17 protein-coding genes are annotated in these 13,097 nt (G+C 60.7%); 11 read left to right on the plus strand and 6 right to left on the minus strand.

Annotated features, from left to right (window positions below; genetic code table 11):
• Nucleotides 1–17: 17 nt before the first annotated feature.
• Nucleotides 18–1,052, minus strand: a complete 1,035-nt coding sequence (locus NVV94_RS25155) for a type IV pilus twitching motility protein PilT (RefSeq protein WP_258444982.1) — start codon at nucleotides 1,050–1,052, stop codon at nucleotides 18–20.
• Between the two features lie 65 nt (nucleotides 1,053–1,117).
• Between NVV94_RS25155 and NVV94_RS25160 the strand changes: the two genes are divergently transcribed.
• The 10 genes from NVV94_RS25160 (at nucleotide 1,118) to NVV94_RS25205 (ending at nucleotide 8,063) form a co-directional block, all read left to right on the plus strand.
• Nucleotides 1,118–1,804, plus strand: coding sequence for a YggS family pyridoxal phosphate-dependent enzyme (locus NVV94_RS25160; protein ID WP_258444983.1), 687 nt, complete (start codon nucleotides 1,118–1,120; stop codon nucleotides 1,802–1,804).
• Nucleotides 1,805–1,840: 36 nt separating this feature from the next.
• On the plus strand, nucleotides 1,841–2,659 hold the full coding sequence (gene proC / locus NVV94_RS25165) for a pyrroline-5-carboxylate reductase (protein ID WP_258444984.1): 819 nt from the start codon (nucleotides 1,841–1,843) through the stop codon (nucleotides 2,657–2,659).
• Nucleotides 2,660–2,669: 10 nt separating this feature from the next.
• Nucleotides 2,670–3,260: a YggT family protein gene (locus NVV94_RS25170; protein ID WP_258444985.1), complete on the plus strand. Its 591-nt coding sequence runs from the start codon at nucleotides 2,670–2,672 to the stop codon at nucleotides 3,258–3,260.
• Complete coding sequence (locus tag NVV94_RS25175) at nucleotides 3,260–3,547, plus strand: DUF167 domain-containing protein (RefSeq protein WP_258444986.1); 288 nt, start codon at nucleotides 3,260–3,262, stop codon at nucleotides 3,545–3,547. Before NVV94_RS25170 ends, NVV94_RS25175 begins: the two co-directional genes overlap by 1 nt.
• Before the next feature lie 148 nt (nucleotides 3,548–3,695).
• The gene (locus NVV94_RS25180) at nucleotides 3,696–4,835 is read left to right on the plus strand and encodes a homoserine O-acetyltransferase (protein WP_258444987.1); all 1,140 of its coding nucleotides are present in this window, start codon (nucleotides 3,696–3,698) and stop codon (nucleotides 4,833–4,835) included.
• A 7-nt stretch (nucleotides 4,836–4,842) separates the two neighbouring features.
• A complete protein-coding gene (gene metW, locus NVV94_RS25185) occupies nucleotides 4,843–5,463 on the plus strand; it encodes a methionine biosynthesis protein MetW (protein ID WP_258444988.1) in 621 nt (206 codons plus the stop codon).
• A 25-nt stretch (nucleotides 5,464–5,488) separates the two neighbouring features.
• Nucleotides 5,489–5,926 carry a DUF4426 domain-containing protein gene (locus tag NVV94_RS25190; RefSeq protein WP_258444989.1) on the plus strand — a complete coding sequence of 146 codons (438 nt, stop codon included), beginning with the start codon at nucleotides 5,489–5,491 and terminating at the stop codon, nucleotides 5,924–5,926.
• Nucleotides 5,923–6,519, plus strand: coding sequence for an RdgB/HAM1 family non-canonical purine NTP pyrophosphatase (gene rdgB / locus NVV94_RS25195; RefSeq protein ID WP_258444990.1), 597 nt, complete (start codon nucleotides 5,923–5,925; stop codon nucleotides 6,517–6,519). The genes NVV94_RS25190 and rdgB overlap by 4 nt, the downstream gene beginning before the upstream one ends.
• Complete coding sequence (gene hemW, locus NVV94_RS25200; protein WP_258444991.1) at nucleotides 6,516–7,730, plus strand: radical SAM family heme chaperone HemW; 1,215 nt, start codon at nucleotides 6,516–6,518, stop codon at nucleotides 7,728–7,730. Before rdgB ends, hemW begins: the two co-directional genes overlap by 4 nt.
• A 9-nt stretch (nucleotides 7,731–7,739) precedes the next feature.
• Nucleotides 7,740–8,063 carry a DUF3392 domain-containing protein gene (locus NVV94_RS25205; RefSeq protein ID WP_258444992.1) on the plus strand — a complete coding sequence of 108 codons (324 nt, stop codon included), beginning with the start codon at nucleotides 7,740–7,742 and terminating at the stop codon, nucleotides 8,061–8,063.
• Between the two features lie 103 nt (nucleotides 8,064–8,166).
• Here NVV94_RS25205 and trmB read toward each other — a convergent pair whose 3' ends face one another.
• The 4 genes from trmB to NVV94_RS25225 form a co-directional block, all read right to left on the minus strand.
• Entirely contained in the window at nucleotides 8,167–8,889 is a 723-nt protein-coding gene (gene trmB / locus NVV94_RS25210) for a tRNA (guanosine(46)-N7)-methyltransferase TrmB (protein WP_258444993.1), read from the minus strand.
• 9 nt (nucleotides 8,890–8,898) lie between these two features.
• Complete coding sequence (locus NVV94_RS25215) at nucleotides 8,899–9,693, minus strand: thiazole synthase (protein ID WP_065758185.1); 795 nt, start codon at nucleotides 9,691–9,693, stop codon at nucleotides 8,899–8,901.
• Nucleotides 9,694–9,743: 50 nt separating this feature from the next.
• Nucleotides 9,744–9,944 (minus strand): sulfur carrier protein ThiS, encoded by a 201-nt coding sequence (thiS, locus tag NVV94_RS25220; RefSeq protein ID WP_258444994.1) that lies wholly within the window; start codon nucleotides 9,942–9,944, stop codon nucleotides 9,744–9,746.
• A gap of 100 nt (nucleotides 9,945–10,044) precedes the next feature.
• The gene (locus NVV94_RS25225; RefSeq protein ID WP_258444995.1) at nucleotides 10,045–10,416 is read right to left on the minus strand and encodes a DUF423 domain-containing protein; all 372 of its coding nucleotides are present in this window, start codon (nucleotides 10,414–10,416) and stop codon (nucleotides 10,045–10,047) included.
• A 79-nt stretch (nucleotides 10,417–10,495) separates the two neighbouring features.
• On the opposite strand from NVV94_RS25225, the gene mtgA reads away from it, so the two are divergent.
• On the plus strand, nucleotides 10,496–11,218 hold the full coding sequence (gene mtgA, locus NVV94_RS25230; protein ID WP_258447820.1) for a monofunctional biosynthetic peptidoglycan transglycosylase: 723 nt from the start codon (nucleotides 10,496–10,498) through the stop codon (nucleotides 11,216–11,218).
• 202 nt (nucleotides 11,219–11,420) lie between these two features.
• Here the strand turns inward: mtgA and ltrA are convergent, their stop codons facing one another.
• Nucleotides 11,421–12,737: a group II intron reverse transcriptase/maturase gene (ltrA, locus tag NVV94_RS25235; protein ID WP_258444342.1), complete on the minus strand. Its 1,317-nt coding sequence runs from the start codon at nucleotides 12,735–12,737 to the stop codon at nucleotides 11,421–11,423.
• Nucleotides 12,738–13,097: the final 360 nt, after the last annotated feature.

Consider the following 13,097-nt stretch of genomic DNA (forward strand, 5'->3'; position numbering starts at 1 on the left):
CGCAGAAAGGCCAGGCGTCAGAAACCCTCTGGCGACCTGGCCTTTTCCATTGCGCTGTCACGCGCAATCACACCCTTGGCGAGCAGATCCTTGAGGCTCATATCCAGCGTCCGCATGCCCAATGCTCCGCCGGTCTGGATCGAGGAATACATCTGCGCGACCTTGTCTTCGCGTATCAGGTTTCGAATCGCCGACGTGCCCAGCATGATTTCGTGAGCGGCGACCCGGCCGCCCCCCATCTTCCTGACGAGCACCTGGGAAACCACCGCCTGCAAGGATTCCGACAACATCGAACGAACCATGGATTTTTCCTCGGCGGGAAAAACGTCCACAACCCGGTCGATGGTTTTCGACGCCGAGGTGGTGTGTAGCGTACCGAACACCAGATGCCCGGTTTCTGCCGCTGTCAGCGCCAGGCGAATGGTTTCCAGGTCACGCATTTCGCCAACCAGGATGACATCCGGGTCCTCACGCAGCGCCGAACGCAGTGCATTGCCGAAGCCCAGGGTATCGCAGTGCACTTCGCGCTGATTGATCAAGCATTTGCGCGATTCGTGAACAAATTCGATCGGGTCTTCGATGGTCAGAATATGCCGATGCCTGGTGTTATTGAGGTAATCGACCATGGCTGCCAACGTCGTCGACTTACCGGAGCCGGTAGGACCGGTGACCAACACCAACCCCCTGGGCATGTCGGCAATCCTGCGAAACACATCTCCCATGCCAAGGTCCTCCATGCTCAGGACCTTGGCCGGAATGGTTCGAAACACGGCACCGGCGCCCCGACTCTGATGGAAGGCATTGACCCGAAAGCGCGCCACATCCGGGATTTCGAAGGAAAAGTCGATCTCCAGACAGGCTTCGAAGTTCTTGCGCTGTTTTTCGTTCATGATGGCGTCAATCAGCTCGTGGACCTGTTCGTGGTCCAGGGCCGGAAGATTGATGCGACGCATATCACCGTCTACCCGGATCATCGGCGGCAGCCCTGCCGAAAGGTGCAGGTCGGAGGCGCCTTGCCTGGCGCCGAAGGCCAGCAGCTCGGTAACGTCCATGAGTCTCCCCAAATACAGACAAGCAGGTAGAATGCCGCAGACCCAAGACCCGCTGGCGCACATTAATGTCCACGATAGCAGACAACGTTTTGACGGTAAGTGCCCGAATTAGTGCCGCAGCACGAGCCGCCGGCCGCGATGAGGCGAGCATCGGCCTGCTGGCCGTGAGCAAGACCAAACCCGCTGCGGCCGTGCGCGAAGCATTCGCTGCCGGCATCCGTGACTTTGGCGAAAACTACCTTCAGGAAGCCCTGGGCAAGCAGCTTGAGCTGACCGACCTGCCCTTGACTTGGCACTTCATCGGCCCCATTCAGTCGAACAAGACGCGTGCAATCGCCGAAAATTTCGCCTGGGTACATTCCGTGGATCGTCTGAAAATTGCCCAACGCCTGTCCGAGCAGCGCCCCGAGGGCCTGCCGCCGCTCAATATCTGTATCCAGGTCAATGTCAGCGGCGAAGCGAGCAAGTCCGGTTGCAGCGCTGCCGACCTGCCGGCCCTGGCTGCTGCGATCTCAAGCTTGCCGCGACTCAAACTGCGCGGCCTGATGGCGATTCCAGAACCGACCGAGGACCGCGCAGCACAAGACGCGGCCTTTGCGACCGTTCGAACACTGCAAGACAGCCTGAACCTGCCGCTAGACACACTTTCGATGGGCATGAGTCACGACCTGGAGTCGGCAATCGCACAAGGTGCGACCTGGGTCCGGATCGGCACAGCACTGTTTGGCGCGCGTGACTATGGCCAGCCCTAGCCGCGTACCGTTACCGCTTCTTTATAAGGATTTTTCATGAGCAAGACTCGCATTGCCTTTATAGGTGCCGGAAACATGGCTGCCAGCCTGATCGGTGGCTTGCGCGCCCAAGGCCTGGAAGCATCGCAGATTCGTGCCAGCGATCCTGGCGCCGAACAGCGTGCCAAGGTTCATGCCGAGCACGGCATTGAACTGTTCGCCGACAATGCCCAGGCCATCGATGGCGCTGATGTGGTGGTCCTGGCGGTCAAGCCGCAAGCCATGAAAGCCGTTTGTGAAGCGCTGCGCCCCAGCCTCAAGCCGCAGCAGCTGGTGGTCTCCATCGCCGCCGGGATTACCTGCGCGAGCATGAACAACTGGCTCGGCGCACAACCGATCGTGCGTTGCATGCCCAATACCCCGGCGCTGCTGCGTCAAGGCGTCAGCGGATTGTATGCCACCGAGCAAGTGTCGCCAGAACAACGCCAACAGGCCGAGCAGCTGCTGTCCGCCGTCGGCATCGCCCTGTGGCTGGACCAGGAGCAACAACTCGATGCCGTCACCGCCGTGTCCGGCAGCGGTCCTGCGTACTTCTTCCTGCTGATCGAGGCCATGACCGCCGCCGGCGAGAAACTTGGCCTGCCACGTGAAACCGCTGCCCGCCTGACCCTGCAAACCGCCCTGGGCGCTGCGCACATGGCCGTTTCCAGCGATGTCGATGCCGCCGAGCTGCGCCGCCGGGTGACCTCGCCCGCAGGCACCACGGAAGCTGCCATCAAGTCGTTCCAGGCCGATGGTTTCGAGGCGTTGGTAGAGAAAGCGCTGAACGCTGCTGCACACCGGTCGGCCGAGATGGCCGAGCAACTGGGCAAATAAGGAGCCGAAGATGATTGGACTCAGCACCGCAGCTATTTATGTACTGCAAACCCTCGGCAGCCTGTTTCTGCTGATCGTGCTCCTGCGCTTCGTACTGCAGCTGGTACGCGCGGACTTCTACAACCCGCTCAGCCAGTTTGCCGTGCGGGCGACCCAGCCCCTGCTCAAACCGCTGCGCCGGATCATTCCGAGCCTGTTCGGCCTGGACATGTCTTCACTGTTACTGGCCATCATCATTCAGATGCTGATGATGGTCGCGACCCTGCTACTGGCCTATGGCACAACGGGCAACCCGCTACAACTGCTGATCTGGTCGATCATCGGGGTCACCGGACTGTTCCTGAACATTTTTTTCTATGCCCTGATCATCAGCGTGATCCTTTCCTGGGTCGCACCCGGCAGCCACAACCCTGGCGCCGAGCTGGTCAACCAGATCTGCGAACCGGCCCTGGTGCCGTTCCGGCGCATCCTGCCGAACCTGGGCGGCCTGGATATCTCGCCGATCCTCGCGTTCATGGTGCTCAAGCTGCTGGACATGCTGGTCATCACCAATCTCGCAGCCATGACCGGCATGCCTGAAATCCTTCGCATGCTGGCCTGATGAGCTATTTCCGCTGGGACGGCGAGGACCTGATCCTCGATTGCCACCTGCAACCGAAGGCCAGCAGCGACGAGTTCGCCGGCCTTCATGGTGATCGCCTGAAGATCCGCCTCACTGCCCCGCCGGTCGAAGGCAAGGCCAATGCGCACCTGATTGCGTTTTTGGCCAATGCTTTTGGGACTTCCAAGAGCCAGGTGTGCCTGATCAGTGGTGAGTTGAATCGGCAGAAGCGGGTGCGGATACAGCGGCCCGGTAAACTTCCGGATTTACCGGGGCTATCCAGATAGTCATCGCGGGCAAGCCCGCTCCTGCAAGGACTGCGTTGCACCTGTAGAAGCGGGCTTGCCCGCGATAGGCCCCTGAGCCCACCACATTGCTTGCTGCCTGCCCCCACCCTCTTTAGACTTACGCCTCATTTAAGCGAGAGCAGGGTCGATGTCCACTGTCTTTCCCCCCGATTCAGTAGGTCTGGTCACACCGCAACTGGCACATTTCAGCGAACCACTGGCCCTGGCCTGTGGCCGCTCGATCGCGGCCTATGATCTGGTTTTCGAAACCTACGGCACGCTCAACGCCAGCGCCAGCAACGCCGTGCTCATCTGCCACGCCTTGTCCGGCCATCATCATGCCGCTGGCTATCATAGTGTCGATGAGCGCAAGCCCGGCTGGTGGGACAGCTGCATCGGCCCCGGCAAGCCGATCGATACCAAAAAGTTCTTCGTGGTCAGCCTGAACAACCTCGGCGGTTGCAACGGCTCGACTGGCCCCAGCAGCATCAATCCGGCCACCAGCAAACCTTTCGGCGCCGAGTTTCCGGTGCTGACCGTCGAAGACTGGGTGCACAGCCAGGCCCGCCTGGCCGATCACCTGGGCATCGGCCAGTGGGCCGCCGTGGTAGGCGGCAGCCTGGGCGGCATGCAGGCCCTGCAGTGGACGATCAGCTACCCGAACCGGGTCCGCCACTGTCTGGCCATCGCTTCGGCGCCCAAGCTCTCGGCGCAGAACATCGCCTTTAACGAAGTCGCCCGTCAGGCGATTCTCTCCGACCCGGAGTTCCATGGCGGTTATTTCCAGGAACAAGGCGTGATTCCCAAGCGGGGGTTGATGCTGGCGCGCATGGTCGGCCACATCACCTACCTGTCGGACGATTCCATGGGCGAGAAATTCGGCCGTGGCCTCAAGAGCGAGAAGCTCAACTACGACTTCCACAGCGTCGAATTCCAGGTCGAAAGCTACCTGCGCTATCAGGGTGAGGAGTTCTCCGGCCGTTTCGACGCCAACACCTACCTGCTGATGACCAAGGCCCTGGACTACTTCGACCCGGCCGCCAACTGTGACGATAACCTGGCCAAGACCCTTGCCCACGTCACCGCCGACTTTTGCGTGATGTCGTTCACCACCGACTGGCGCTTCTCCCCGGCCCGCTCGCGGGAACTGGTCGATGCCCTGATGGCGGCGAAAAAGAACGTCTGCTACCTCGAGATCGATGCACCGCAGGGCCACGACGCCTTCCTGATTCCGATCCCGCGTTACTTGCAGGCCTTCAGCAGCTACATGAACCGTATTGCACTCTGAGGACTCCATGAGAGCCGACCTGGAAATCATCCAAGACTGGATCCCCGCCGGCAGCCGGGTACTCGACCTCGGTTGCGGCAATGGCGAGCTACTGACCTGGTTGCGCGACCACAAGCAGGTCAGCGGCTATGGCCTGGAAATCGACCCGGACAATATTGCCGAATGTGTCGCCAAGGGCGTCAATGTCATCGAGCAGGACCTGGACGAGGGTCTGGGCAATTTCGCCAGCAACAGCTTCGATATCGTGGTCATGACCCAGGCCCTGCAGGCCGTCGACTATCCGGACCGGATCCTCGACGAAATGCTGCGCGTCGGCCGCGAGTGCATCATCACCTTCCCCAACTTCGGTCACTGGCGCTGCCGCTGGTACCTTGCAAGCAAAGGCCGGATGCCCGTATCGGAGTTCCTGCCGTACACTTGGTACAACACGCCGAACATTCACTTCTGCACCTTCGAGGACTTCGAGGAGTTGTGCCGTGAGCGTCGCGCCCAGGTTCTGAACCGGCTGGCCGTCGATCACGAGCACCGGCACGGGTGGGCAAGCAAGCTATGGCCTAATCTTTTAGGGGAGATCGGTATTTACCGAGTCAGTAGCCCTGGCCTGCTGGATCACCAGGTAGCGGTGTAGCCCTGTTAATTCGAGGAGAACGAACATGCGTCGCATAGCTCTGTTTCTGATCAGCCTGTGCCTGGCCATTCCAGCCATGGCGGCCGACCCTGCCAAGGCCGAGCGCAAGGAAGTCTTCGGTGACGTCACGGTGCACTACAGCACATTTGCATCTACCTTCCTGCAACCGGATATCGCCAAGGCGACCGACCTGGTGCGCAGTAAAAACCAGGGCGTGCTGAACGTTGCCATCCTCAAGGAAGGAAAACCCAAGACCGCAGCCGTCAGTGGCATGGTCAGGGACCTGACCGGGCGCAGCCAGTCACTCAAATTCAAGCAGGTCACCGAACAAGGCTCGGTGTATTACCTGGCGCAGTACAAGGTCGACCTGCAAGAAACCGTTACCTTCACAGTTAATGTCCAGACTGAGGGCGGTACCCCGAACACCTTCAGTTTCCAGCAGGAAGTCTTTCCAGGCGAATGATGAATTTCAAGCAAATCGTGTTGGCCAGCCATAACGCCGGCAAACTCAAAGAACTCCAGGCTATGCTTGGCGAATCCGTGCATCTGCGCTCCATTGGCGAGTTCAGCAACGTGGAGCCTGAAGAAACCGGTTTGTCGTTCGTCGAGAACGCCATCCTCAAGGCCCGCAACGCCTCGCGGATTTCCGGCTTGCCGGCGCTGGCCGATGACTCGGGCCTGGCCGTGGACTTTCTCGGTGGCGCGCCGGGCATCTATTCGGCGCGTTATGCCGACGGCCAGGGCGATGCCGCCAACAACGCCAAATTGCTCGACGTCCTCAGTGGCGTGCCAGAAGATCAAAGAGGTGCACAGTTCGTCTGCGTGCTGGCGCTGGTCCGACATGCCGATGACCCACTGCCGATCCTCTGTGAAGGTCTGTGGCATGGCCGCATCCTCACTCAGGCCAGCGGCGAACATGGCTTTGGCTACGACCCGCTGTTCTGGGTACCGGAGCGCGATTGCTCCAGCGCCGAACTGAGCCCGAGCGAGAAGAACCAACTCAGCCACCGCGCCCGCGCCGTGGCCTTGTTGCGGCAACGCCTGGGCCTGACATGACCGGTCACGCGCCCGCACAGCCGCTGCACCTGGGCGAGGCTGGCTTTTCATCCGAAGCTCCTCGGGCGGGCCTCGCGCAGCTTCCGCCCCTGTCGCTGTACATCCACATCCCCTGGTGCGTGCGCAAGTGCCCCTACTGCGACTTCAATTCCCATGCCGCCAGCCCCGTGCTGCCGGAGCAGGAATACGTCGATGCGTTGCTGGCCGACCTCGACCAGGACCTGCCGGCTGTCTATGGCCGTGAGCTGAGTACGATCTTTTTCGGTGGCGGCACGCCCAGCCTGTTCAGCGCGCAAGCCCTTGGCCGCCTGCTGGCCGGCGTACAACAGCGAATCCCCTTCGCACCTGACATCGAAATCACCCTGGAAGCCAACCCCGGAACCTTCGAGCAGGAAAAATTCGTGGCCTATCGGCAATTGGGCATCAATCGCCTGTCGATCGGCATCCAGAGCTTCCAGGAAGCCAAGCTGACGGCCCTGGGCCGCATCCATACGGGTAACGAAGCGGTTCGCGCAGCCGACATGGCGCGCCAGGCCGGCTTCGACAACTTCAACCTGGACTTGATGCACGGTTTGCCTGATCAGTCCCTGGACGATGCCTTGGGCGACATGCGCCAGGCCATTGCGCTGGCACCGACGCACCTGTCCTGGTACCAGCTGACGCTGGAGCCCAACACGGTGTTCTGGAACCAGCCGCCGCTGCTGCCCGAGGACGATATCCTCTGGGACATTCAGGAAGCCGGCCAGGCCCTGCTGGCCAGCCACGGCTACGCCCAATACGAAGTATCGGCCTACGCCCAGCCTGGGCGCGCAGCACGCCATAACCTCAATTACTGGAGTTTCGGTGACTTCATTGGCATCGGCGCCGGTGCCCACGGCAAGCTGAGCCATCCGGATGGCCGCATCGTACGGACCTGGAAGACCCGCCTGCCCAAGGACTACCTGAACCCGGCCAAGGCTTTCAAGGCGGGTGAAAAACCGCTGGCCACCGAAGAATTGCCCTTCGAGTTCCTGATGAACGCCCTGCGCCTGACCGAGGGCGTCGACGCTGCGCTGTTCAGCCAGCGCACCGGCCTGAGCCTGGAAACCCTGGCCACGGCCCGCCGCGAGGCCGAACAAAAGGGGCTTTTGCAAGTCGAACCGTCACGACTGGTCGCCACCGCTCGCGGCCAATTGTTCCTCAATGACCTGCTGCAGTATTTCTTGATCTAAGGACTCTGAATGGATTTAGTACTCGATCTGCTCGCAACCGTTTCGCGCTGGAGCCGCGGCAACCTCTCGGAAATCGCCCTGGCGTTGGTAGGTTGCGCGCTGGTGCTGTTCGGCGCCGATATCAAGGGTTGGCTCGAACAACGCCTGGGCGGCCTTGCCGGTGCCTTGCGCGTGCCATTCATGGCGCTGCTGTGCATGGTGGGGAGTGGTGCGGCGTTGATTTATGCGACGCCTTGGGTGGTGAAGGGGCTGAGTCAGTTCAACAACTACAGCCTGGCGCCGGTGTTGTTGGTGGTGCTGGTGTTGATTGGGGTTGTAGCAGATCGGCGTTAACCTTTAGGGCCCTATCGCGGGCAAGCCCGCTCCCACAGTGGTTAGCGGTGAACCTTGTGGGAGCTGGCTTGCCAGCGATCGACCGCATAGCGGTCGCAGAATCTCAAGCCAGCTTTTCGAACTTCAGGTCCCACACCCCATGCCCAAGCCGTTCGCCACGGCGTTCGAACTTGGTAATCGGGCGCTCGGCCGGGCGTGGCACACAGCGGCCATTTTCGGCCAAATTGCGGTAGCCCGGCGCGACATTCATCACTTCCAGCATGTATTCGGCATAGGGTTCCCAATCGGTTGCCATGTGCAGGACGCCACCGACCTTCAGCTTGCTGCGTACCAGTTCAGCGAATGCTGGCTGAACGATGCGCCGCTTGTGGTGACGGCTCTTGTGCCAAGGGTCCGGGAAGAACAGCAACACGCGATCCAGGCTGTTGTCGGCTACGCACTTGTTGAGCACCTCGATCGCGTCGCAATCGTAGACCCGCAAATTGCGCAGCCCCTGGGTCAGCACGCCATTGAGCAGCGCGCCAACGCCTGGCCGGTGCACTTCCACACCGATGAAATCCTGCTCCGGGGCTGCCGCAGCCATTTCCAGCAGCGAATGGCCCATGCCGAAGCCGATTTCGAGGGTGCGCGGTGCCGTACGGCCAAAAACCTGGTCGAAATCGACCGTGCTCTCGCTCAATGGCAGGACAAACAGCGGTGCGCCCTGGTCCAGGCCGCGCTGCTGGCCTTCGGTCATGCGACCGGCGCGCATCACGAAACTCTTGATGCGGCGGTGCTGGCGTTCTTCGCCGTCAGCGGAAATCGGCGATTCTTGCGATTCAGTCATCAGGGGCTCTTACTTGATCAGACCATCCAGCGGCGACGATGCGCTGGCATAGAGTTTTTTCGGCATGCGCCCGGCCAGATACGCCAGGCGGCCGGCGACGATGGCGTGCTTCATCGCCTCGGCCATCATGATCGGCTGCTGGGCATGGGCGATGGCGGAGTTCATCAGCACGGCTTCACAACCCAATTCCATGGCAATGGTGGCATCGGAGGCGGTACCGACACCGGCATCGACCAGCACCGGCACTTTGGCTTCTTCGAGGATGATCTGCAGGTTGTACGGGTTGCAGATACCCAGGCCGGTGCCGATCAGGCCTGCCAACGGCATGACCGCGATGCAGCCGGCTTCGGCCAGCTGACGGGCGATGATCGGGTCGTCACTGGTGTAGACCATCACGTCGAAACCGTCCTTGACCAGCACTTCGGCGGCCTTGAGGGTCTCGATCACGTTCGGGAACAGGGTCTTCTGGTCAGCCAGGACTTCCAGCTTGACCAGATTGTGACCATCGAGCAGTTCACGGGCCAGGCGGCAGGTGCGCACGGCTTCGACAGCATCATAGCAACCGGCGGTGTTTGGCAGGATGGTATAGCGATCCGGCGGCAGCACGTCGAGCAGGTTCGGCTCACCGGGGTTTTGCCCGATGTTGGTCCGGCGCACGGCAACGGTGACGATTTCGGCGCCCGAGGCTTCGATGGCCAGGCGGGTTTCTTCCATGTCACGGTACTTGCCGGTGCCTACCAGCAAACGCGACTGGAAGGTACGGCCGGCCAGCGTGAAGGGCTTGTCGCTACGAACGTTGCTCATCGGAAATCCTCTTCAGGGTTGAAGTGCTTGCAGGTAGAACACGGTTGCCGTCAACCGCCGCCAATGGCGTGTACGACTTCAACCTGGTCGCCTTCGCGCAGCGCGGTGGCAGCGTGCTGGCTGCGCGGCACGATGTCCAGGTTCAGTTCGACCGCGACCCGGCGACCGGTCAGGTCAAGCCGGGTCAACAATGCCGCAACGGTCTCGCCGTCGGGCAGTTCAAAGGAGTCACCGTTCAATTGAATGCGCATGCGGACAGCAGCCATCATTTTTAGGGGTCAGCATTCTAGCCCGATCAGCCGGTATGACCAAGGCAAAGCGGCGCCATTCGTCTCGATCTGGACTGACGGGTCAAGTCAATCGCCAGGCAGCCACCCCCAGGCACAGCCAACCCGCCAGAAAGGCCAACCCGCCGAAGGGGGTAATGATGCCCAGCTTGCTCACGCCCGTCAGGGTCAACAGGTAGAGACTACCGGAGAACAGCAGGATACCCACGCAGAACAGACCGCCGGCCCAAGTGACCAGGCGCCCCGGCAGCTGCGTGGCCAACAGCGCGATTGCCAGCAATGCCAGCGTGTGTACCAGCTGATAATTGACGCCGGTATGGAAGATCGCCAAATACTCACTGCTCAAACGATTCTTCAAGCCATGGGCGGCGAATGCGCCAAGCGCCACACCGGTAAAGCCGAAGAAGGCAGCCAGCATTAAAAAGCTACGAAGCATGGGGCGAACTCCACTCAGAAGCGTTTGATTGCGCAGGGTCTGTATAATGGCGCGCTCAACCGGTTCGGCCAAGCCATCTATGCTGCGTTCATACTTCCGCCTCTTCACGAAAGCCCTGCTCTGGTTCGCGGCTGGCAGCGCTTTGCTGGTGCTGATTTTTCGCTGGGTGCCACCTCCGGGCACGACCCTGATGGTCGAACGCAAGGTCGAATCCTGGTTCGATGGCGAGCCGATCGACCTGCAGCGCAGCTGGCGCCCCTGGGACGATATCTCCGATGAGCTCAAAATTGCCGTGATCGCTGGCGAAGACCAGAAGTTTGCCGAGCATTGGGGCTTCGATGTGCGAGCGATCCAGGCCGCCTTCGCCCACAACGAGCTTGGCGGCAAACTTCGCGGCGCCAGCACCCTGAGCCAGCAAGTCTCGAAAAACCTGTTCCTGTGGTCCGGCCGCAGCTGGCTGCGCAAAGGCCTGGAGGCCTGGTTCACCGCCTTGATCGAAGTGCTCTGGCCAAAGCAGCGCATTCTCGAGGTGTATCTCAACAGCGCCGAATGGGACAAGGGCGTGTTCGGCGCCGAAGCCGCCGCACAGCATCATTTCGGGGTAACTGCTGGCAGACTTTCACGCCAACAGGCAAGCCTGCTGGCGGCAGTGCTGCCCAACCCTCGGCAATGGGACGCCAGCCGTCCGAGTGCCTACATTGCCCGGCGGGCGAGCTGGATTCGACAACAGATGCGTCAGCTCGGTGGCAGCAGCTATCTGGTGCAGATGGATTCGGTGCGTAAGTCGCCCTGGGCGCAGTGAACACGGTTTTGTAGGGGCTTTGAGGGCCTCATCGCTGGCAAGCCAGCTCCCACAGGAGTGGACAGCGCCGACCCTGTGGGAGCTGGCTTGCCAGCGATGAGGCCGACACTGCAAATCGGCATAGGGGACGGCCTTCACAGGCCGCTCCCCTGCCACACCACCCGGCATGCGGGTCCGCACCGGGCGGTTCGAGAGATTGAGGTTATGAGAGGCGCACTAATCCCAGCCTGTCGAACCACGCAATATTAAGCACGCGATTCAGCTCCAAACGACTGTTACGCCACCAGCGACAGGTGTTTCCAGCCACTTTTTGCGCCACTTGCCGGGTCGCGCCAAGCGCTCGCAGCTCCCGATAGGTCGTCGTTCCCCGCTTCCACTGCTTGAGCTGGATCGCTCGCAGCCGGTGTCGTATCCATTCGTCCAGCTCACGCCAGACGGCTGGGGTTTGCGACAAGCCGAAGTAAGTTTTCCACCCCAGAATGTAAGGTCGCAGATCATCGACGATCTGTTGCAGGCTACGACCGCATGAGCGCCGGGTGTACCAGCGTATCCGCTGCTTGAACTGCTTCTGCGCTTTGTAGGATGAAGCACGTTTGACTTCGCCTCGGGCTATCCACAACTCATAGCCTAGAAACTTGCGACCAAACGCACTCGTCACTGCACTTTTGCTCTCGTTGACACTCAAGTGCAGCTTTTCATACAGACGCCTCAGCAAAGCCATTACCCGGTGCCCCGCCTTCTGACTGCGAACATAGACATTCGCATCGTCGGCATAGCGCACGAAGCAATGACCTCGGCGTTCAAGCTCCCGATCCACTTCATCCAGCAGCACATTCGCCAGCAACGGCGACAGCGGGCCGCCTTGCGGCGCCCCGCAAAGACTGTTTTCGAGCACGCCATTAATCAGCGTTCCCGCACCCAGATACGCCCGAATCAGCCGGATAACCGCCCGATCCGAAATCCGTTTACGTAGACGATCCATCAGAATGTCGTGATCGACCCGGTCGAAGAATTTCTCCAGATCCACATCCACCACCACTTTTCGACCCGAGGACACGTAGCACTGAGCCGCCAAGACGGCCCCCTGTGCACAACGCCCCGGACGGAAGCCGTAGCTGTGCTCACTGAAAGTGGGATCGAGTAGCGGCTGCAAAATTTGCAGCAACGCTTGTTGGATCAGACGGTCGGTGACCGTCGGAATACCCAGCTCGCGCTGACCGCCGTCGGGCTTGGGGATGGCCACACGTCGTACCGGACTAGGCCGATAGACACCGGACACAAGCTGTTCACGAATCACAACCCATTGGCTCAGCAGATGTTCGGCCGTCTGATCTATATCCAGACCGTCGACCCCTGCTGCACCTTTATTGGCCTTGACCCGTTTCCACGCCCGTTTCAGGTTTTCTCTCGCAAAGGCGCGTTCCAGCAGCCCTTGCCCTGCGTAGTCGGATTCATCTTGCGGGCAATTGACCTCGTCGCTGACGGGACTTCTCACGACTTCACCGCTCGTTATCTCCATCCGCCCCGCGTTTGGCAGGCATCTGACTTCCGGTCTTTCGCATCAACATGACCTATAACGCTTTCTCTCGTTCAGCCCTTCGTCAAAAAAAAGACTACTACGGCCTCTGCTGACTTCTCGCTCCGGCTCGCGCCGTCGCCCTTTCAGGCATGAGGCGAGATCTCCCCAGGTAAGAACGCAATCCTTCACCACACAACCGCCGGATTTACGCTGCCTGATCTTTGACCACAAGAGCTTCGCGGTTTTGTGCCCGCTCACCCTGATCGGCTTCGCCTTTTATCCGGTTCTTGTACATCGGCTCATGGCTTCGATTCACGCTTCCTCCCCACACTCGGTCACCCTCATGCAGTTGCGCTTCAC

Origin of the sequence: Pseudomonas sp. LS1212, assembly GCF_024741815.1 — a bacterium.
In the GTDB taxonomy this organism is placed as follows: Bacteria; Pseudomonadota; Gammaproteobacteria; order Pseudomonadales; family Pseudomonadaceae; genus Aquipseudomonas.